Below are 20,397 nucleotides of genomic sequence, written 5' to 3'. Positions count from 1 at the left end.
TCTAACACCTTGGTCAGACCTCTGTTTTTAAGTTAAAATTAGCCATTAAGAGCTTGAGCAGCTGTGATAATCGCCAAATTGTAAATATCTTCAGCACTAGCCCCACGTGAAAGGTCGTTAACAGGTTTATTAAGACCTTGCAAGATTGGACCGATAGCTTCGAACATTCCCAAACGTTGGGCAATCTTATATCCAATGTTACCTGCTTGCAAACCTGGGAAGACAAAGACATTGGCATGTCCTGCTACGTTACTATCTGGAGCCTTAATAGCAGCTGTTGCTGGAACAAAGGCTGCATCAAACTGCAACTCACCATCAATAGCCAAGTCAGGACGCATTTCTTTAGCAATATTTGTTGCTTGAACAACCCTGTCAACTTTTGGCGATTTCGCAGAACCTTTAGTTGAGAAGCTAAGCATGGCCACTTTAGGATCAATACCAAAAACTTTAGCTGTTTCAGCAGTATTAATTGCAATTTCTGCCAATTCTTGAGCATTTGGTTCAATGTTGATGGCACAGTCGGCAAACACCAAACGATGATCGGTATTTTCACGGTTCATAAGGAAAACACCTGATGTACGTGAAATGCCTGGTTTTGTTTTGATAATTTGAAGGGCAGGACGCACCGTATCCGCTGTTGAGTGAATAGCACCTGAAACCATTCCATCAGCAAGACCAAGTTTAACTAGCATAACACCGAAATAGTTCACATCACGAAGCAATTTCTCTGCATCTTCGACTGTTGCTTTTCCTTTACGGATCTCAACAAATTTTTCCTTCATTTCCTCAAAACCTTCATAGGCTTCAGGATTAATAATCGTATAGTTAAAGTCTGCAAAGCCAAAATCGCTCAAGATTTTGTGAACCTCAACTGGGTCTCCCAAAATAATAGGATCCACCAATCCTTCAAATTTCAAACGGGCAGCAGCACGAACCACACGGTCGTCGTTACCCTCAGGAAAAACAATCTTAACACCTTTCCCTAAAATACGTTCACGAAGTTCACCAAATAGACTACGCATAAAAAATCCTCAATCAATCTTTTTTAGTTTGTAAGTTCATGATAACGGTTTCAAAATCATCTGTCAAGGAAGATGCATGGACCATCTCTTTTTTGGTGAAAGGATCAATAAAGGCAAGGCGATGACAATGCAAGGCTTGGCGCTTAATACTGTAGTCTAGGGACCCGCCATAAAGGTCGTCTCCCAAAAGAGGCAAACCTAAGTGTGCAAAGTGCACACGAATCTGGTGCGTACGTCCGGTATGAAGATTGATATCAACCAACTTCACCCTACCATAATCAGCTACCAAGCGATAGCTCGTATGGGCATATTTCCCTGATTTATGTACCCGACGTGTAATAATAGAATCCACATCACGCGCAATCGGTGCAATGATTTCGCCCTGCTCCTCAAGTTTTGTATCACCTTCAACCAAGGCATAGTAATGTTTCTTAATAGACTTCTGCTGCAACTGCTTATCCATACGCGCGTGGGCATAACCATGCTTAGCAAACAGCATAAGACCAGACGTGTCCTTATCCAGACGTGTCACAATATGCACACGCTGATTAGGATAATTGTTGCTAACGAAGTGATGTTTGACGAAATTAGCCATGGTATTGTCATGATTAACACTTGGAATACTGGCATAGCCATAAGGTTTATTAATCACCAAGAAGTTATCATCCTCATAGACAATATCCAAGTCAAAAGGAATAGGTTTCAAAGTCTCGTGCGGTACCTCATTAGGGATTTCAATGGCAACCACGTCTCCTTCATGAACAGGATAAGTCGCAAACTGCTCCTCACCATTGACCCAAATATGACCGCCCTCGAACTTAATCTTGGCTAGAAGACCTTTAGAAATATCGTGCTCCTTCAAAAAGGTCTTAACCCGGCAAGAACGCCCAACTGTAAACTCATATCTCATTCTTCCATGTCTCCGATAAAGGAATCACGTACACGTTCCCAGAAACTGGTATGACTGGCACTAGCCACAAAGGAAATCTTACGTTGGTCAAGTGAGAATTCTACCTTTTTCACATTACGGTTAGTATAGGTTTTATTATCAACGGACAGAGTGTAGCTTCCCATTCGGGTAGGATAAACCGTAATCTTCTCATGCTTGGGCACAATAAGGGGACTTCCTAGGGTACGATACACACGATTATTAAGACTGGCAATCTCAGTCAGTTGCAAGGCTTCAATGGTAGGATGAAGGACCGCACCGCCCAAAGATTTATTGTAGGCCGTTGATCCTGTAGGCGTTGACACCGACAGTCCATCACCACGAAAACTCTCAAACAAGACATCATTAAGACAAACATCTGCTGCCATGGTTTTCTCATTACGCTTGATGGCTGCTTCATTGAGGGCAATCGACGTAAAAGAACGCCCATCAGCCAGGGTCAATTTGACATTCAAAAGAGGGTAAGAAATCTTAGCACCACTGTCTTTTCGCAGCGTCTCGATTAATTGATCCACTTCACTGTCCAAATAATCCGTATAAAAGCCTAAGTGACCCGTGTGAATCCCTACAAAACGCACACGAGCAAGCTCTTTTTCATACATATGAAAGGCCGATAGCAACATGCCATCACCACCAATTGAGATGACCACATCTGGATTTTTCTTGGTCAAATAAAAATCAGGATCATCTCGAAAGGCATTAAAAAGTTTTGAGGCCACACGCCTACTTTGGGGTTTACCATTGGCAATAATAGCTACCTTCATCTCATCCGAAGAGGTCTTCATCTGTGTCATCACTATTTCCTACACTATCCTTCAAAGTTCTGTTAATTGGATCAAAGAGCAACTGGGCATCTCTAATATCATCACGTATCTTACGCATTTCTTCATCAAGTTCATAGGCCATGCGGGCCGTATTTTCCAAGCGAAGCTTAATTTCCTCTGGAAAGTTCCCCTGATACTTGTAATTAAGGGAATGTTCAATGGTGGCCCAAAAGTTCATGGCCAAAGTCCTAATCTGAATCTCTGCAAGAATCTCCTTACGACCATCAATGGTATCAACGGGATAAGAGATAATAACATGATAAGAGCGATAACCCGAATGTTTACGGTTTCTGATGTAGTCACGCTCTGAAACAATGGTCATATCACTACGATGACGCAGCAAAGCCAAAACCTCATCCACATCATCGACAAACTGGACCATGACTCGGAGACCAGCAATATCCTGCATATCTTGAGCCAAATTTTCAACCGAAAGGCCACGAAGGGCGATTTTCTCCTCAATGGAAGCCACTGACTTCACACGTCCCGTCACAAATTCAATAGGCGAGTGACGATTTTGCTTACGAAATTGTTTACGAATGCCTCGGAGCTTGATTTTGAGCTCACCTACGGCCTGAATATAGGGGTCTAAAAATTGTTCCCAATCCATGGTCAAGATAGGACTCCTCCTTGTCAAAAGCTTTAGTTTTTTATAAAATAAATACAATCTGTTATATTATACCACATTTGAAAGCACAAGGGAGGACACACATGAACCATTTAGAGATAGAGTACAAGACTCTACTCACCAAAGACGAGTACAATCGTTTAGCGATGCTTTTCTCCCATGTGACACCTGTTACGCAAACCAACTACTACATTGACACTCCTCAGAGTGACATGAGAAATAAAAAACTCTCCTTGCGTATCAGGACGCTTCCCACTCATGGTGAGCTGACCTTGAAGATCCCTGAAAAAGTCGGAAACATGGAGTACAACGTTACCATGGATTGTTCGGATGCTAAGGCTTTGACTAAGTCGTTGGACTTTCCTGATTGTCAGATCAAATCCATTCTTCTGGAACGTGGGGTTAAACTTGAGGACCTAACCATCCTCGGGCATTTGACCACTACCCGTCGCGAGTATCAGACCAACATCGGCCTCATGGCCCTCGATGTCAATGTCTATGCTGATAAGAAAGATTACGAGCTTGAGCTAGAAGTTTCAGATGCTGAAAAAGGTAAAGACGACTTTGATGCTTTCCTTAAAGAAAATAATATTGACTTTAAGTATGCCAAGAGTAAGGTCGCACGCTTTGTAGCTACCCTCAAACGAGACAAAGACTAAAAGTTAGACAAGGAGTTAGCTCCTTGTCTTTTTATGTTTAAACACATGCAGCGTTAAATACTACAAGCATTTTATCTCATAAATGACCTCCAGAGGTCTAAAAACGCATACAAAGGAATTTTATCTAGCAAAGGTTCGGTATTTTTCACCAATATCATACTTTGATGGCTGAAATTTCTGCTTCTTTTTGCTAAAATAGAACTATCTGTAGTTTTATTACAATAGCCCTAACTGGGCTTAGCATCTTATCTTTTTAAAGGAGTCACCATCGTCATGGTACATCAAAAAGCAAACCCACAATTGAAATTGTTCTCGCTCAGCTCAAACCCAGAAATTGCTGAAAAAATTGCTGAGGCTACTGGATTGCCACTTGGTAAAGTATCTTCACGTCAATTTTCTGACGGTGAAATCATGATCAACATTGAAGAGTCTGTTCGTGGGGACGATATTTATATCATCCAATCTACAAGCAACCCTGTTAACGACCACCTTTGGGAATTGCTCATCATGATTGATGCCTGCAAACGTGCCAGTGCTAACTCTGTCAACGTGGTTATGCCTTACTTTGGTTATGCACGTCAAGACCGTATCGCTGCTTCACGTGAACCAATCACTGCTAAATTGATTGCCAATATGCTGGTTAAAGCTGGTGTCAATCGTGTCTTGACACTTGACCTTCACGCTGTCCAAGTTCAAGGTTTCTTCGATATCCCAGTAGATAACCTCTTCACAATGCCATTGTTTGCTGAATACTACAACGAAAAAGGATTCACAGGAAGTGATGTTGTCGTTGTTAGCCCTAAAAACTCAGGTGTTAAACGTGCTCGTAGCTTGGCGGAATACCTTGATGCACCAATCGCTATCATTGACTACGCTCAAGATGATTCAGAACGCGAAGAAGGCTACATCATCGGTGAGGTTGAAGGAAAAACAGCAATTTTGGTTGATGATATCCTTAATACTGGTAAAACATTTGCTGAAGCAGCTAAAATCCTTGAACGTGGTGGCGTTAAAGACATCTATGCAGTTGCTAGTCACGGTCTCTTTGCAGGAGGTGCTGCCGAAGTCCTCAACGCTGCTCCAATCAAAGAAATCTTGGTAACAGATTCAGTTGCGACTAAAGAAAAAGTGCCTACAAACGTTAAATACATTTCAGCAAGTGAGCTAATCGCTAACGCTACTACTCGTATCTTCGAACGTCAACCACTTAGTCCACTCTTTGCATATACAGCACACGAGGACTAAGCTATGGTTTATTTGGACAATGCAGCAACAACTCCTTTAAATACTGCTGCTATTTCAGCTATGACACATGTCATGACTGAAACCTTTGGAAATCCATCCAGCCTCCATGCTTATGGTCGTCAAGCTTCCAAGGAACTTCGTGAAGCCCGTGAAGAAATGGCCAAACAATTTGAAGTCCCTGCTCGTAAGCTCATTTTCACTTCTGGGGGGACCGAAGGAAACAATACAGCTATCAAAGGTTACGCCCTAGCCAATCAAGCTAAAGGTAAGCACCTGATTACAACTGCTATTGAACACCACTCTGTCCTTCACACCATGACCTACTTGGAAGAGCGTTTTGGTTTTGAAGTAACCTATATTCAACCAGAAAATCAAGTCATTACTGCCCAACAAATCGCTGAGGCCTTACGTGACGATACTATTCTAGTTTCTGTTATGTATGCCAATAACGAGACCGGCCAATTGCTTCCTATCAAAGAAATTGGTGACTTGCTTGCCAATCACCCAGCTGCCTTCCACGTCGATGCCGTTCAGGTAGCAGGAAAACTTCCTATTCATCCAGAGGAACTTGGAGCCGATTTTCTCTCTATTAGTGCCCATAAATTCCATGGACCTAAAGGTGTCGGCCTGCTCTATCATAACGATTTGCATTTTGACAACCTTCTCCATGGTGGTGAGCAAGAGGAAAAACGTCGTGCCAGTACTGAAAATCTGGTCGGTATTGCAGGTATGACCGCTGCTTATAAGAATGCTAGCGAGAATTACCAAGCCAATTACCAGCATGTTGAAAAGATTCGTCAGGCCTTTCTAGATACCCTTACCGTTCCTTATGAAATTAATGGTGGAGGATCTAGTCTACCTCACGTCATCAACATCAGTTTTCCTGGTAAGGAAAATGGCCCTCTCTTAACCTTGTTAGACCTAGCTGGCTTTGCCGTCTCAACGGGTTCTGCTTGTACTGCTGGAACTGTTGACCCTAGCCACGTCATCCAGGCCCTCTATGGCAAGGATTCTGACAAGCTAAAAACAGCTATCCGCATTAGTTTATCAGAGGAAAATACTGCTGAAGAACTCCAAGCCCTAGCAGAAAAACTTAATCAAATCATAGGAGACCAACATGGCATTTGAAAAAAGCATTCATTTGACTGACTGTAAATACCGTTACACCATCAGTCCTAATGTCAAAAAATTCACCCTACGTGATACGACTTTTGTGCAAAATAAAATTGGAAACTACGAGTTGCACCGCCTTCTCGAAAAAGTGCCTAACTCAGGCGAAGGTTTCCCACTTAAAATCACTATTAACAAAGACTTGACTGGTTTCAAATTGTCAATTACAGATAAATCTGGTCTTCGTAACGTTAATATCTTTAAAAATGAAGATCATCACATCTTGCAAGAGAAATTCTATTTCTTGATGCAGAGTTTGGTTGACCGTAACGTTTTCGAACAAGAAGAAGTCTAAACTTCTTTCTTACTACATAGAAATAGCCTATCCTTGTGATAGGTTTTTTATATCGCCTCTTCTACACTATTTTGTTGCAATCTTCACAAACTTTTCTTAAAATATAAGAGAATCATACTAATTGAAGAAAGGAAAGCGATCAATGACATTTGAGAAAAACATCCCAAACGCCACTGCCAAACGTCTCTCTCTCTACTATCGTATTTTCAAGCGATTCCATCGTGAAAATATCGAGAAAGCAAGCTCTAAACAAATTGCTGAAGCGATTGGGATTGACCCTGCCACTGTTCGTCGAGACTTCTCCTACTTTGGTGAGCTAGGTCGTCGTGGCTTTGGTTATGACGTGAACAAACTAATGACATTTTTCGCTGAACTCCTTAATGACAATGCGACTACCAAGGTACTTCTCGTAGGTGTTGGGAATGTCGGGCGTGCCCTCCTCCACTACCGTTTTCAAGAGCGTAACCGCATGCAGCTGGTCATGGCTTTTGATACAGACGATAACGAACTGGTTGGAACTCAAACTGAGGACAATATTCCTATCTATGGGATTTCCCAAATTAAGGACAAGATTGCTCAAGAAGATATCAAAACAGCCATCCTGACAGTGCCATCAGTTAAGGCTCAGGAGGTGGCTGATCTTTTGGTTGATGCTGGAATTAAAGGCATCCTCTGCTTCTCTCCAGTCAACCTCAATCTTCCACGCCACGTGGTGGTCCAATACGTAGACCTGACTAGCGAATTACAAACCCTACTCTATTTCATGAAAGAAGAAGAAAAATCAAGGAGGAACAATGACTAAACCAATTATCGGAATCACAGCCAATGTAAGGCCTAATCCAGCCCATGAAGACATCAACTGGTCCTATGCCCCATCTGGCTTTGTAGAAGGAGTTCAAAGAGCCGGTGGCCTAGCAATCCTACTACCCGTATCCGATCCATCGGAAGCCAAGACCTATATCTCCATGATTGACAAGCTCATCCTTATCGGTGGGCAAAACGTTGACCCTAAATTCTACAACGAAAAGAACCATGCCAGTGAAGATGACTTCTTCCTCGAACGTGATATCTTTGAAATGGCACTTATCGAAGAAGCCACTAAGCAAAAGAAACCCATTTTTTCAATCTGTCGTGGAACTCAACTCATGAACGTCGCACTAGGTGGTAGTCTCCACCAAGACATCGAGAATCACTGGCAGGACAAGCCTTCTGATTACCTCTACCATGAGATGATTGTTGAAGAGGACAGTAAGTTGGCAGAAATTTACGGACGTGAAACCTCTATCAACTCCTTCCACCATCAAAGTATTAAACACTTGGCCTCTGACCTCCGTGTCATTGCGCGTGATCCTGAGGACAACACTGTCGAAGCCGTTGAGTCAAATACACCAGACCTTCGCTTCCTTGGTGTCCAGTGGCACCCAGAGCTTCTCCTAGACAAACGTGAAGAAGACCTCAAACTCTTTCAATACGTTGTTAACGAACTTTAAAAGCAACTGAGACTGCACTCAGTTGCTTTTCTCTTGTCTTTATCACATCGCCTCAATCTAAAGCTCAAAATCCTCCCTCTCCTCACGAAAAGAATAATAGGTCGATTTGCCAACAATCAGATGATCAAGCAGACAAATCCCCAAATCATCGCAAGACCGCTTAATCTTTTGCGTAAAATCAATATCATTTCGACTCGGATAGGCCTCACCCGATGGATGATTGTGAACCACAATCAGGGACGTTGCCATCAGATGACAAGCATAATGCAAAATCTCACGTGGCTCAGCAATCGAACGACGAACACCACCAATAAAGACCGTCTTCTGCTGAATAACACGATTCTGCGTATCCAAGTAGATAGCCACCAGATGCTCCTGAGGCTTGTCCCCAATATCCAACATCATACGACGGGCTACTTGCTGACTGGACATAATCTGCTCGGAACGAGCCAACTCGGCCTTCTCAATCCGCTTAGCCAACTCCACCATAGCCTTCAGCTCAATAGACTTCACACGCCCAATACCAGGAATCTTCTGAAGCTCATTCAAAGACAAACGAGACAAATCCGCCAAACTCGTCATCCCTTTCAAAATACGATTAGCCATAGATAAGACCGACTCAGACTTGGTCCCTGTCCGCAGCACTATCGCCAACAGCTCCTGGTCCGATAAAACCTCTGCTCCCTTCTGTAAGAGTCGCTCACGAGGCAAAAGCCCCGCCTCCTCAGATACAATACTATACATAAGAAAAAACCTCCTACTTACCTATTCGTAAGTGGGAGGGGGAAGTTAATTCAAATATTCAAAGATTCTATTATTATCATTATCCTGATAAATCTCTGTAAATGACGAACCAAATTCTTTATTTAAGTCTCTAGTTGTCAAAATATATTTTACATTTAAGTCTTTTAACTCATTTATATTTAAGTTAATATTTACATTATCGGGAACTGGTGTAGTCATAGATGTGTTCTCGTTCGTTAATGAATATTTTAAGTGTGCATATCTATTCCATACATCTTCATATTGATTTTGCTTATCAATTTTAGTCATAAGTTGTCTATCGGGATAAAATCTAACACCATCTATACTTTTAGCACCAAACATTTGAACAAAGTGATAGAGATTTGTAGAATCAGACATCCAAATCGCATTAGGATTTTTTCCTACAATGCTTTCAACTTCATGAGATAGTAATTTATTTTCAATAGCACCTATGCCATGTGTAACCGGATTAATAGTCAATCCACCCACAATTATAATGGCTAACATAATAGGATAGAATACTCGTTTTTTTCTATAAAGAATACAAATAAAAGCAATTAACATAATCACAATTAAAATAACAGATGTAAACCTTCCTAAATAATTCTTATAGATATCATCTGTTAGTCCTCTGTATAAGTAAAGTATCGTGACAGTGAATAAAGATGGTAAAATTTTAGTTAAATTTACTCTCTCTAATTTATCCCATATAAAGGATATAAACCATATCGAAGCAAAAACTGCAATTACTGACATCGATTGCCACGACCTCGAAAATGGTACATAGCTAAACAAAGTCAATTTAGATAGTACCGTTGGTATACCAACTATACTATAAAGCATCAGCATTAGTGAATAAACTACTAAGACAATCCCAAAGATATTTTTATTTATATCTTTCCTCTTAATAACAAAAGGCAAGATCAGAAGTATATAAAGCAAGAAATTAAATGAACTTGATAGTTCAACTTGGTTACTCACTTGAGGTGCCTTAAATGGCAGAACAATATTATATAAGAAATCACTTAAATTTTTCCAAGTATATTCCCCACCAACGGAAATTCTTTTTCCTGGGTATACTGTATGAAGAGTTGCTGATATTGCATCCCAACTTTGATAAATAGTTATTGCATCTATCATAAGCGAAACAAATAAAGTTAATTCAATAACAATCACGTCAAATAGTTTAACTTTTTTATTTCTTAATGCCTTGAAAAACTGTATTACTGTAAATAATAGAATAATATAAGCAAAGGGGACTTGGAATGCTGGATATATAATTAACGGGAACCCAATAAGAGCAACTATCAAATTTATTGCCATTAATATTTTGAACACTTTCTTTTCAGAGTTAAAATAATGATATATAGACACCATTATCAATAATGAAAAGAATACCACATCGCCAAGATGTTGCATAAACCACCATTGTACTGTTGGTGTGAAAGTTATCCAAAAACTTGATACAGCTGATAATAGCTTACGCTTAGAGGTTAAAATCATAGCAAATTCATAAGCTAATAGTAGCATTGCTATAATTTTAAAACTCCAATACCAAGATAACCCTCTAGACGCTCCTAAGAAAAGAAATCCCCAGTTAAATGGTTTCCCTATCGTTGAAATGTGCCAGGATGAAACGTTATAAGCCATCATCATATTCTGACCTGAAACTTGATAGGATTGATTTGTAAAATGATTTCCTGTTTTTACCTGAGATAAGTAAAAAGGTGTTTGAACTAACCATTCATCAGATCTGATTGGTCTAGGACTACCTATAATAGTATCATCCGTACGATCTAGCGATGGAACCCATAACTTTAATTTTTGAAAACCTTGATAATCATCAACCGTCTTTGTTTCAGACTGGACACCTGAAACGGTTTCTCTAACACCAAAGTTATTCCAATTAGCAATTGAACTACCATTAAGATTTAAACTTACTGAACAAAAAAGAGCAAAGAGGGCAATTACGTAACGCCACTTAATAAAAGATATCCCAAAACTACGAACTTTTTCCATAAAATTATTTTCCATTTCTAGAGTTGATTAAAAAGAATTAACCAGTAAGAAATCGCTGGTAAAATTGCCAATAACGAAATTATAGTCAGGTACAATCCAGATGATATTTTTCGTTTAGGAATTATGCTTAATAAAATGAAGTAAATCGGGATAAAATATCGTTCTTGAACTCCATCAATGGTATGACTACCAATTTCCGAGAACTGTAAGTAAAGTATGATAAATACCGAAACAATAAAAGCAAAAGAGATTAAATATTTTGAAATCTCAAACAACTTAAAATAAATATTTCTTGGTGCTTTTAGATAGTTTTGACTATTGTATTTAGTAAATACTGATAACACCAGTGCTGTAGCACTTAAGTATGTAAACAACTTTGGAATTGCATAAACAGCTAAATCATTCGTATATCCAATGGTATATACAAAAAAATTATAGCCCAATAATGTACGAGCAAGTAAGGTTAAAAAACTTGGGATATCTGATAAGATAAAACTCAACTGCTTGAACGTATCTACATTTCTACCAAAATAGGCACCTGTATTAATGTTCTTAACAATCAATACCCACCATACAGTTACCAAAAAACTAAGACCAAAAAGAAATAATAAATAAAAATATGCCTTATGTTCAAAATTTGATCTTTTTCTCAGTAAAAATGCAAGCGGTAATAGCAAAAATAAATATAGGAATATTGGAATTTTCCCCATTGATAATAATACCGTTACAATTGAGACAGCTAGTACATCATTCAAAGTAATGTTTTTTCCTTGCTTTAAAGAATAAACCACTCTCAATATTACAGCAAAGAATAAAGCTGAGATTGCAACCATATAACCATCGGCAGAAATATTCGTCCAACTAACTATTACAGTCGGAATAGTAGAAATAAATGCTAAAGTAAACTTCCCAACTGGTGTAATTTTAATAGCTAATATAAACAAAAGAAAATAGGTTAAGAAACCAATAAGTCTCATTAACAAATATTCTGTAACAGGCTTTATTCCAATAATTTTTGACAAATAAGCTGTAAAAACATATGGTAAGTAAGAAAAAGGTGTATAGGGAACAGTATTTGTATTCACATAAAACCTTTTCTGATTAGTATAAGGAAGTGAAGAAAATTTATGATACCAATCTTTATCCGTCGCTTTATACTTAGTAGAATTACCCGATTGAACTTGCTTAGCTTTTTCTATAAATTCATATTGTGTATTTGAAATTTTTCCTCCAGCAAGTGCAGGATTTCCATCCTGTAAACTAAGTAAATTACCATTTGAAAGTTCAATACTCCTTGCGTAATGCCCCATTTCATCTAATCCCACCATAGGGCTTCTCAAAGTAATCGACACTAATCCCGTAAGTAGAGTAACCATCAGAATGATTGTGAGCACAACATTACTATAACCTTTTCTACTCAAAAAATTATCTTTTATTGTTTCCATAATAGATTTATCAGTCCTTATAAAAGTCATAGATTTTCAACTCATACTGCATTCTATTTTGTCTTACTAGTGTATCTAGAATAAAACCAGCAATAAAAGATAAAGCGGCAAGAATCATCAACCCCGTTGCTAAAATAGCTGATGGCATCTTATCAATTAATCCTGTTTTAGCAAATTCAGTTACTACAGGAATCCCTACACATAGACCTAAAATGAATAATACAAGACTAACTAAGCTAAAGAACAATAGAGGTTTATAATCTTTAAAAAGGTTAAAAATCATTTTCAAAACTTTAAAACCATCTGAAAAAGTATTCAACTTAGATTCACTACCTTCTGGTCTATCTTGATAGGTAATCGGAACCTCAACCAATTTAAAACGTTTATCTAATGAGTGAATAGAAAGCTCTGTCTCAATTTCAAATCCAGGCGAAAGAACTGGAAAGGTCTTAACAAAAAGTCGATTAAAGCCACGGTAACCAGTCATAATATCTTGATAATTACCCTTATATAATTTATTCACTAGAAGTCTGACTAAATTATTACCGAAACCATGAAAACCTCGTTTATTCTCTTCAGCATAAGTACCATTTGACAACCTATCACCAATGGTCATATCAGCCATTCCTGAACGTAACGGCTCTAAAAGTTTTTCTACCTCATCTGCAGGATAAGTATCATCAGCATCAACCATAATATAGTAATCAGCATCAATTTCACGGAACATAGATCGAACTACATTTCCCTTACCCTGTCTAGGTTCAAAACGCACAATAGCACCGGCTTCTCTTGCTAATTCATTAGTTTTATCTTTAGAGTTATTATCATAAACATAAATATCCGCATTTGGAAGTGCTTTCTGAAAATCAGCAATAACCTTTTGGATAGTCACTTCTTCATTATAAGCTGGTAAAAGCACCGCAATTTTTTCTGTCATAATTTCTCCTTCATATTGTTAGATTTAAATTTTCTCTTTATTCTTCTCAAAATATACTTCACAGCAGTTCCTGGACCTACAATAATATATTTGAGAGCACCTTTTATACCACCGATATTATCAAAATTAATATAGGTATTTGGTAAAGTATCAGGTCGGATATTTAACACAACATTATCTACAAAAGGCGTAATATAGATATCGTTTTTTGCAATCGCATAATCATAACGTCTTGCCCATGCAAGGTAAACTAGAATACGCTCAATTGAATGCAAAATGGTATGTTGTGGAATTGGTTCTGCTGGGATTTCTTCATCTTGCAAATCAAGGTCAAATAATGGTTTCAAAGCATCATACTTGAACCAAATAAATGTTCCATAACTCATGATAAAAGTATTCATCTTATCAAAGTCAATTTCTCGACCAAGATTCATACGCTCCCATAAATCATTCATTCCTTCGGCAAAACGATTCTCATTCCAAGGATCCACAATTTTAGTATAACGGAAGAAAGTTGGAATATCAGCAATTACAAGCCCTAACCTATCATCACGTTCTAGATTTGCAATAATGTTATCAGCAGGTTGAATTAACATTGAGAAAAGTTCATTTCGCCATGAATCTCCAACCCAATAAGGGTATTCTGGTGATTTTTTCGTATGGAAATGTCCAATATAATCATAAGCAGAAAGTTCATCTTTCAACTTAAGCATTGGAATAACATCACGTCCACGATTCCCAGTAATAAAGATTCGAGCTACTTTTCCATTCTTATCAAGGATAGACTGGATCTCTTCCTTCTTCTCTTCTGAATCCGTTGTTAAGAAGAGGTCATAAGTAAAGTGAAAATTCTCAAATTGCTTCAAAAAGTCTTCGAGTAAGTCGATATAGTAGGCGTGAAGATGTACAGCAATTTTTTTAGTGTCTGAATATGTCTGTGAGCTTTCCTCAATGACTTTGCGATCAAGTAAATAAGGCGGAGTCGGTAAACTCATATCCGACATGTGTGACAAAATGAATTCTACCGGATAGTCCGTTCTATTCTCAATTTCCTTAAGCAAATAAGGTGCAAGGTGCTGGGTTAAATCAAATGTCTTAACCTTAATAAATGGAACCCCTGCATCAAGCAAAACATGAGGATAATGAATTGTAAAATTACTATGGAAAAACTTATCATTTAGTGGAATCGTATTAAGAATCGATTCATACTTAAATCCAGCATCCATAAACTTCTTGGTATAAAGAGTTTCATAATTATCGATTACCTTTTGAACATCTTCGAAACTCTCAACTGATTTCCAGAACTTTTGGAAAACACTAGATTCAACTAAACGTTTTTTAAATGAAATAAAGTAAGATTGCAAATGTTCATGAATATAAATATCACCAGCCTTGATTCCTTGATGATTAGTCATACCCCAAAAATCTACATTTGGATTTGATTCATATTTATCATAGATTGGTGCCATATCCCATAGCGGACCAAAACAGGTATCATTCATAACAGTGACAGAATCATACTGTTTCAAGTTATCAAATCCAACAAATTCCATACCATCATGCCAAGCAGCAAAATCGTAGCCTTTATTCTCACGTTGGATAAAATCATCAATCAAGTGTTTATCACGAAGCTTTTGTACTTCACTTTCACTAAGACGACTATTTGAAATAAAAATCAATTTATCAAACAATGGTCTCATATGTTCAAGCTGATAAAATACATGTCGACTAATATGATCATATTTATTGAAATGAACATAAAGCAATAGACGTTTCATTTACTTCTCCTAAAGAAATTAATAATTTTAGTTGGTATTGTCCATCTTCTCGAAGTAACAACACTGTTATATTGGATTTGTAAGTCATCATATAAACTCTGTATACGATTCAACTCACTTTGAAAATCTTGATTTTCTTTCTTCAAGACTTCAATATACTCATTTTGGTCATGAGAAATTCGTGACACCTGATTCAGTCTTAAATCTAAATCTTCTATCTGACGGTCTTTTTTAAAAACTAAGATATCCAAATCACGATCCTTAACAAGAGCCAAGTGTGAAATTCTTTGAATATCCTGATCTGGATACTTGTTGAGATATTTAATTTGAGAATCTAAGATACCTGTGAACCGCCTTTCGGCAGTCTCCAATGTCATAGGTTTTGAATCAGATCCTAAATTCATACGATATACAGTAGTGGAATCACTCAAAAAAGAAATTTTAGTGCGTTTGAATAATTCAAGTTGTAACTCAAATGTATCATCTGTGGCAGTATCACTAATTTGAGCAGATACATCTTGCATAAGAGCGGTATCAACCAACCAGGTTGAAGCCATTGTCATTCCTTTCATGACAAGCATCTCTTCGTAAGAATCAATCAAAGGAAGTGCCTTATTAGCAAAGGCATCTTTTTGGAAAATATTTCCGTCTAGATCTACCATGTCAAATTCGGTATTTGACCATAGTGAATCTGTTGAAGCATCTAGCAAATCAACCTGCTTTTGAAGTTTTAATGGGTCCGTCCAAAAATCATCACTATCACATCTCGCGATGTATTGGCCCTTAGCTTCTTGGCAAACTTTTTTCCAAGTTCTAGCAATGCCAAGATTCACTTCATTACGAAAAGTTCTAACTTTTTCAGGAAACTTATTTTGATACTCTTGAATAATCTCATACGAATGATCTGTTGAAGCATCATCAATGATAATAATCTCGAAATCAAAATTTGTTTTCTGATTGAGAAAGCTATCCATAGCTTCTCGTACCCAATCCCCCTTATTATAATTGGTACAAATAATCGATACTTTCATTCAAACTTCCCTTTTTTCTCTTAAGAAAAACTCCACTTCCCATTTCTTTGAATAATACCAGTTGCAGAATCTTTAGCTGACTCATCATCATCATCAATATCATTCCTATTTAGAACAATAACTGGAATCTCATCAGCCGGAAGAAAGGCTAGAACTTGGTTATTCGCATCCCTTACAGTAATTTCGAGTTTTAACTTAATATCGTTTAGCCCTGCTAGTGAACACTGATAGTTTACTTTAACATCACCCTTGCCACTTGTTAAATTGTCCATCGTATTATCATTATAAATCCAAATATTACGATCAATATCTGTAAATGAGATAGCAATATAAGTAGGCACATCTTCTAGCAGAGTATACGTCAAATCAAATGAAATTGGTTCATTTGGTGTCGCTCTCTTAGAAGACAATAGTGATAACTTCAGATTTTCCACAAGCGAACCACTTCTTTCAATTCCAGATTGTTCTGAAGTGATTACTTGTTCTGTATTGTCAAAACTATATTGATTGGCAACGTCTCTAGGTTCGCCTTTGGCTTTAATGTACCCATCCTCAATCAAAATAGCCTTGTTACAGTACTTCTTAACAGCCCCCATATCATGGGTTACAAGAATTGTTGTTTTCCCTGATTTCTTACGTTCCATAAAGTAGTCATTACACTTACGTTGGAAGGCTTCATCACCTACTGCAAGAACCTCGTCAAGAATAAGAACATCACCCTGTGCCTTGATAGCCACAGAGAAAGCCAAACGGACCTGCATACCAGACGAGTAGTTCTTGAGTTTTTGGTTCATAAAATCTTCAAGCTCTGCGAACTCAACAATCTCATCATACATGGCATCAACTTCTGCCGTCGTAAAGCCAAGCATGGCTCCGTTCATATAAACATTCTCACGTCCAGTTAATTCAGGGTTGAAACCGACACCAAGTTCAATAAATGAAACCATTTTGCCATTTACGGTAACCGTCCCTTGTTCAGGAACATAAATTTGAGAAATAATCTTCAATAATGTTGATTTCCCTGAACCATTTCGTCCCACGATTCCGAAGAAATCACCTTCCTCAACTTCGAAGTCAATGTCTTTCAGGACATGTTGTTCTTTATAGCCTTTGATCCCTTTAAATCTATTTACTAAGGCAGTTCTAAGACTTTGAGTAGACTCAACCGGTAATTTGAAAAACTTACTTACATGGTCCACTTTAACTGCAATTTTCTTTTCTGTCATTAGAGAATCTCCGCAAATTTTTTAGCTTGATGATGGAAAATGTAGTAACCAATAGCAAAGATAACAAGTGGTAGGAAATACGGAATGATAGCAATAGCCTTATGACCAATTAAATCCCAACCACGTAAGCTACCTGAGAAGACAATAAAATGTCGCAAGTCCTGAATAATTTGTGCTAAAGGATTCAACATCATCAGTTTTGCAATCTTAACTTGTCCACGTTGCAAAATAAATGTCAACGAATAGATAATAGGTGTCGCATACATACCAGCTTGCATAACTACTTCCCAAATCGGACCAATATCACGGTACTTAACAAAGAGCGTTGCTAAGACAAAGGCAATACCAGCTGAAAAAAGAAAGAGTTCAGCAAACAATGGAATAACTGTCAACCATCCTAATGAGAAATTAACACCATTTACCAAGGCAAAAACAAAGACAACAAGAAGGTTAATCACATAGTTAATTGAAGCTCCAACAACTGATGAAATAACAATAATTTCTTTTGAAAAATTCAATTTTCGTAACAAGTCACCCCTTGATACAATTGACATCATCCCCATACTCGTCGCTTCTGAAAAGAAACTCCATGTAACCATACCGATTAAGAGGCCAATGGCGTAATGCGGTGTTCCGTCATCAAAACGTAAGAAGCGAACAAATACCAAGTACATAATTGTAAAGAGCATAAGTGGTTTCAAAATAGACCACAAATGACCGATTAAACTACCTTGGTAGCGCAATTTAAAATCGGTTTTAACCATTTCTCGTAACAAAATACGATTTTTCTGACTAAAAAAGTCTAACATCTTTTTCTCCTCTATATGCAAACTTTGTAAGAATCAATGTCGTAAACACAGTTGTGTGAAATGCTCTATTTTTTCGATAACCGTATTTTCGTATACGTGCTAAACGTTCTCTAAATGGAGCATCCATAATTGTTACAAAGTTTTCAATGATTTCCTTATTCTGTGAACTTAACGGGAGTTCCAGCAAATTTCTAGCCTGGTCTTGGCTAGCTTTGATAAGACTCCAATATTTGGCAAAAAGGATATGGGGTCTAACCCAATTTTTCATCCGCTTTCGCAAAGTTCGAGCTCCAAGGACATTACTGCTATGTTGACGATAGAGCTCAGTTGGCTCATCAATATAGACTAAGTTACCAAAGGCAGAAGCTAGCAAACCTAGATACCAGTCATGCATCAGTAAGTCATGCTTTTCCTCACCAGTCCATAGTTCTGCTAAAGCATGGTTAATCATGGCAACGCCACCAGTAACTGTATTTTCAGTCAACTCTTGAATCAACTCAGTATTCGCATGGTCAGACTGAGTACGAATCATACTCTCATGGAGGACAGACAAATTTTCATCCACTACCTTTAAATCAGTGTATATGAGTAAAGGTTTATCCTGAGAATACTTTTTGGCCTCTGCCACTTGGAGTGAGATTTTTTCAGGAAGCCAAAAATCATCTTGGTCACTGAAACAGTAAAGGTCTGCCTCCCCATGCTTAAGTAGGGCATGGAAACTTTTGATCACACCAACATTCTCGATATGATTCTCATTAATAAAGTGAATACGTGGATCTCGTTTAGCCAGTTGTTTAATAAGTTCGACTGTTCCATCAGATGAACCATCGTCACGTATGAGAAGTTCCCACTCCTGATAGGTTTGCTCTTGGATACTCTTCACTTGTTCTGCTAAATACTGCTCACCATTGTAGGTTGACAGTAAGATATTTACTTTCATGATAAAAATAGCTCCTCGTACTTACCTACAATTTTTTTCCAAGTAAAGTTCTGTTTCATGTTCTCCTTAGCTAACTTACCTAGTTCAGAGTAATCTAAAACGCCATCTACTTGATCAATCAAATGCGACAGATTGCCTTCATCTTTTTTCCAATAACGAGCTGTATCTTGAGCTACTGACCGGTTAAATGAGACGCCTAATACTAAATTCAAATCAGTTTGTGCCATAGCTTCCAGTAAGCCAGGGTTGGTTCCTCCAACTTCATGACCATGAATATAAGCAAAAGCTTCTTTGCGAATATATTTTAATAGATTTTGATCATAAACTGTTCCAACAAACTTCACACGTGGATCCTTATCAAACTGTGTCTTGGAACGCAATTCCTCGAAATAAGCATTGCCCTCATGATTACAAATAATAATTAAATCACGTTTTGTTGAGGAACTCATAAACTCACGAATGGCCGTTTCATAGTTATTTTCTGGAACAAAACGACCAAGAATCAAATAATAGTTTTTCTCGTAAGTATTCCACATCTTGTAAATATCTCTAACTTTGGCATCCTGATGAGTCAGTGTTGTCAGAGATAAATCAGTTCCATAAGCAATGTAAGTTGTCTTAGACCACGGATAGGCTCCTTGAATATAGGTTTCAATTCCTGGATTATCCGAGATAACTAAGTCAGCATGTCTTGTCATTACTTTCTCAGAGTACTTTAGATAAGCTTGTACTGGCTTGGGCCACTTAGCTCGTTTCCACTCCAAGCCATCTGGATTAATGTAGAATTTACCACCAATTTTATGAATCTTAGTAGCAAAGGGAGCCACAAAAGCACCTATAGTATTTCCTAGAACATAGAAAATCGGTTCTTCTATAATTTCCTCATGTATTATCTTCAAAGCGTAATTAATAGCCATCATATCATAGGCAATAACGCGAGCCGGTCCTAATTTAGGCGCCTTAATCGTGAAACAATCTACACCTTTATATTCGAAATGCTCATATGCCTTTTTATCAGAAAGGCAGGCAACATGGTATTTAATTTGGGATGAAACTTGGTTGGAGACTAATTGATCTACAAATGTCTCAAAACCACCGTATTTTGCTGGAAGTCCACGACTTCCGATAATGAATACGTGTTGCATAAATCCCCTTTCTAACAAGT

At 37.9% G+C, this 20,397-nt stretch carries 20 protein-coding genes; 6 read left to right on the top strand and 14 right to left on the bottom strand.

Going from position 1 to position 20,397, the window contains the following annotated elements; genetic code table 11:
- Nucleotides 1–38 precede the first annotated feature (38 nt).
- Genes pta through V471_RS05495 form a run of 4 tightly spaced genes read right to left on the bottom strand, consistent with a single transcriptional unit; the run spans nt 39 to nt 3,411 of the window.
- Entirely contained in the window at nt 39–1,022 is a 984-nt protein-coding gene (pta, locus tag V471_RS05510) for a phosphate acetyltransferase (RefSeq protein WP_084871192.1), read from the bottom strand.
- 13 nt (nt 1,023–1,035) lie between these two features.
- Complete coding sequence (locus tag V471_RS05505; protein ID WP_084871191.1) at nt 1,036–1,932, bottom strand: RluA family pseudouridine synthase; 897 nt, start codon at nt 1,930–1,932, stop codon at nt 1,036–1,038.
- Entirely contained in the window at nt 1,929–2,765 is an 837-nt protein-coding gene (locus V471_RS05500) for an NAD kinase (protein WP_084871190.1), read from the bottom strand. Before V471_RS05500 ends, V471_RS05505 begins: the two co-directional genes overlap by 4 nt.
- Nucleotides 2,737–3,411, bottom strand: coding sequence for a GTP pyrophosphokinase (locus V471_RS05495; RefSeq protein ID WP_045768515.1), 675 nt, complete (start codon nt 3,409–3,411; stop codon nt 2,737–2,739). The genes V471_RS05500 and V471_RS05495 overlap by 29 nt, the downstream gene beginning before the upstream one ends.
- 95 nt (nt 3,412–3,506) lie before the next feature.
- Here V471_RS05495 and V471_RS05490 point away from each other — a divergent pair, with 95 nt between their 5' ends.
- The 6 genes from V471_RS05490 (at nt 3,507) to V471_RS05465 (ending at nt 8,282) form a co-directional block, all read left to right on the top strand.
- Nucleotides 3,507–4,082, top strand: a complete 576-nt coding sequence (locus tag V471_RS05490; RefSeq protein ID WP_037604672.1) for a CYTH domain-containing protein — start codon at nt 3,507–3,509, stop codon at nt 4,080–4,082.
- Between the two features lie 273 nt (nt 4,083–4,355).
- Nucleotides 4,356–5,327 (top strand): ribose-phosphate diphosphokinase, encoded by a 972-nt coding sequence (locus V471_RS05485; protein ID WP_013990217.1) that lies wholly within the window; start codon nt 4,356–4,358, stop codon nt 5,325–5,327.
- A gap of 3 nt (nt 5,328–5,330) precedes the next feature.
- Complete coding sequence (locus V471_RS05480; protein ID WP_045772223.1) at nt 5,331–6,455, top strand: cysteine desulfurase family protein; 1,125 nt, start codon at nt 5,331–5,333, stop codon at nt 6,453–6,455.
- Nucleotides 6,445–6,792: a DUF1831 domain-containing protein gene (locus V471_RS05475; RefSeq protein WP_002884733.1), complete on the top strand. Its 348-nt coding sequence runs from the start codon at nt 6,445–6,447 to the stop codon at nt 6,790–6,792. Before V471_RS05480 ends, V471_RS05475 begins: the two co-directional genes overlap by 11 nt.
- Before the next feature lie 142 nt (nt 6,793–6,934).
- Nucleotides 6,935–7,594 carry a redox-sensing transcriptional repressor Rex gene (locus tag V471_RS05470; protein ID WP_045768511.1) on the top strand — a complete coding sequence of 220 codons (660 nt, stop codon included), beginning with the start codon at nt 6,935–6,937 and terminating at the stop codon, nt 7,592–7,594.
- On the top strand, nt 7,587–8,282 hold the full coding sequence (locus tag V471_RS05465) for a gamma-glutamyl-gamma-aminobutyrate hydrolase family protein (protein WP_013990214.1): 696 nt from the start codon (nt 7,587–7,589) through the stop codon (nt 8,280–8,282). The genes V471_RS05470 and V471_RS05465 overlap by 8 nt, the downstream gene beginning before the upstream one ends.
- A 57-nt stretch (nt 8,283–8,339) precedes the next feature.
- Here V471_RS05465 and radC read toward each other — a convergent pair whose 3' ends face one another.
- From radC to cps2T, 10 genes are read right to left on the bottom strand one after another with little or no spacing between them, the layout of a single operon-like run.
- Nucleotides 8,340–9,026 (bottom strand): RadC family protein, encoded by a 687-nt coding sequence (radC, locus tag V471_RS05460; RefSeq protein WP_045768510.1) that lies wholly within the window; start codon nt 9,024–9,026, stop codon nt 8,340–8,342.
- 45 nt (nt 9,027–9,071) lie between these two features.
- Entirely contained in the window at nt 9,072–11,066 is a 1,995-nt protein-coding gene (locus V471_RS05455; RefSeq protein ID WP_232326842.1) for a DUF7657 domain-containing protein, read from the bottom strand.
- 17 nt (nt 11,067–11,083) lie between these two features.
- Nucleotides 11,084–12,511, bottom strand: coding sequence for a DUF2142 domain-containing protein (locus tag V471_RS05450; RefSeq protein WP_225901268.1), 1,428 nt, complete (start codon nt 12,509–12,511; stop codon nt 11,084–11,086).
- 10 nt (nt 12,512–12,521) lie between these two features.
- Nucleotides 12,522–13,448: a glycosyltransferase gene (locus V471_RS05445; protein ID WP_045768507.1), complete on the bottom strand. Its 927-nt coding sequence runs from the start codon at nt 13,446–13,448 to the stop codon at nt 12,522–12,524.
- The gene (locus V471_RS05440; RefSeq protein WP_084871188.1) at nt 13,445–15,226 is read right to left on the bottom strand and encodes a rhamnan synthesis F family protein; all 1,782 of its coding nucleotides are present in this window, start codon (nt 15,224–15,226) and stop codon (nt 13,445–13,447) included. Before V471_RS05440 ends, V471_RS05445 begins: the two co-directional genes overlap by 4 nt.
- The gene (locus V471_RS05435; protein WP_045768505.1) at nt 15,223–16,257 is read right to left on the bottom strand and encodes a glycosyltransferase family 2 protein; all 1,035 of its coding nucleotides are present in this window, start codon (nt 16,255–16,257) and stop codon (nt 15,223–15,225) included. The genes V471_RS05440 and V471_RS05435 overlap by 4 nt, the downstream gene beginning before the upstream one ends.
- 20 nt (nt 16,258–16,277) lie before the next feature.
- A complete protein-coding gene (locus tag V471_RS05430) occupies nt 16,278–17,483 on the bottom strand; it encodes an ABC transporter ATP-binding protein (protein ID WP_070847594.1) in 1,206 nt (401 codons plus the stop codon).
- A complete protein-coding gene (locus tag V471_RS05425) occupies nt 17,483–18,292 on the bottom strand; it encodes an ABC transporter permease (protein ID WP_014634840.1) in 810 nt (269 codons plus the stop codon). Before V471_RS05425 ends, V471_RS05430 begins: the two co-directional genes overlap by 1 nt.
- Complete coding sequence (locus V471_RS05420) at nt 18,276–19,232, bottom strand: glycosyltransferase family 2 protein (RefSeq protein ID WP_045772218.1); 957 nt, start codon at nt 19,230–19,232, stop codon at nt 18,276–18,278. Before V471_RS05420 ends, V471_RS05425 begins: the two co-directional genes overlap by 17 nt.
- Nucleotides 19,229–20,377, bottom strand: coding sequence for a beta 1-4 rhamnosyltransferase Cps2T (cps2T, locus tag V471_RS05415; protein WP_045772217.1), 1,149 nt, complete (start codon nt 20,375–20,377; stop codon nt 19,229–19,231). Before cps2T ends, V471_RS05420 begins: the two co-directional genes overlap by 4 nt.
- Nucleotides 20,378–20,397: the final 20 nt, after the last annotated feature.

Origin of the sequence: Streptococcus salivarius, assembly GCF_002094975.1 — a bacterium.
In the GTDB taxonomy this organism is placed as follows: domain Bacteria; phylum Bacillota; class Bacilli; order Lactobacillales; family Streptococcaceae; genus Streptococcus; species Streptococcus salivarius_D.
Note: the sequence above shows the minus strand (reverse complement) of the source record. Positions and strands in the feature narration are given on the sequence as shown.

What these genes read in the sequence shown, in the direction of transcription:
- V471_RS05425 (WP_014634840.1), bottom strand. Translation starts at nt 18,292, where the DNA reads ATGTTAGACTTTTTTAGTCAGAAAAATCGTATTTTGTTACGAGAAATG.
- V471_RS05455 (WP_232326842.1), bottom strand. Translation starts at nt 11,066, where the DNA reads ATGGAAAAAGTTCGTAGTTTTGGGATATCTTTTATTAAGTGGCGTTAC.
- V471_RS05505 (WP_084871191.1), bottom strand. Translation starts at nt 1,932, where the DNA reads ATGAGATATGAGTTTACAGTTGGGCGTTCTTGCCGGGTTAAGACCTTT.
- V471_RS05465 (WP_013990214.1), top strand. Translation starts at nt 7,587, where the DNA reads ATGACTAAACCAATTATCGGAATCACAGCCAATGTAAGGCCTAATCCA.
- pta (WP_084871192.1), bottom strand. Translation starts at nt 1,022, where the DNA reads ATGCGTAGTCTATTTGGTGAACTTCGTGAACGTATTTTAGGGAAAGGT.
- V471_RS05480 (WP_045772223.1), top strand. Translation starts at nt 5,331, where the DNA reads ATGGTTTATTTGGACAATGCAGCAACAACTCCTTTAAATACTGCTGCT.
- V471_RS05475 (WP_002884733.1), top strand. Translation starts at nt 6,445, where the DNA reads ATGGCATTTGAAAAAAGCATTCATTTGACTGACTGTAAATACCGTTAC.
- cps2T (WP_045772217.1), bottom strand. Translation starts at nt 20,377, where the DNA reads ATGCAACACGTATTCATTATCGGAAGTCGTGGACTTCCAGCAAAATAC.
- V471_RS05435 (WP_045768505.1), bottom strand. Translation starts at nt 16,257, where the DNA reads ATGAAAGTATCGATTATTTGTACCAATTATAATAAGGGGGATTGGGTA.
- V471_RS05445 (WP_045768507.1), bottom strand. Translation starts at nt 13,448, where the DNA reads ATGACAGAAAAAATTGCGGTGCTTTTACCAGCTTATAATGAAGAAGTG.
- V471_RS05450 (WP_225901268.1), bottom strand. Translation starts at nt 12,511, where the DNA reads ATGGAAACAATAAAAGATAATTTTTTGAGTAGAAAAGGTTATAGTAAT.
- V471_RS05485 (WP_013990217.1), top strand. Translation starts at nt 4,356, where the DNA reads ATGGTACATCAAAAAGCAAACCCACAATTGAAATTGTTCTCGCTCAGC.
- radC (WP_045768510.1), bottom strand. Translation starts at nt 9,026, where the DNA reads ATGTATAGTATTGTATCTGAGGAGGCGGGGCTTTTGCCTCGTGAGCGA.
- V471_RS05470 (WP_045768511.1), top strand. Translation starts at nt 6,935, where the DNA reads ATGACATTTGAGAAAAACATCCCAAACGCCACTGCCAAACGTCTCTCT.
- V471_RS05420 (WP_045772218.1), bottom strand. Translation starts at nt 19,232, where the DNA reads ATGAAAGTAAATATCTTACTGTCAACCTACAATGGTGAGCAGTATTTA.
- V471_RS05500 (WP_084871190.1), bottom strand. Translation starts at nt 2,765, where the DNA reads ATGACACAGATGAAGACCTCTTCGGATGAGATGAAGGTAGCTATTATT.
- V471_RS05440 (WP_084871188.1), bottom strand. Translation starts at nt 15,226, where the DNA reads ATGAAACGTCTATTGCTTTATGTTCATTTCAATAAATATGATCATATT.
- V471_RS05430 (WP_070847594.1), bottom strand. Translation starts at nt 17,483, where the DNA reads ATGACAGAAAAGAAAATTGCAGTTAAAGTGGACCATGTAAGTAAGTTT.
- V471_RS05490 (WP_037604672.1), top strand. Translation starts at nt 3,507, where the DNA reads ATGAACCATTTAGAGATAGAGTACAAGACTCTACTCACCAAAGACGAG.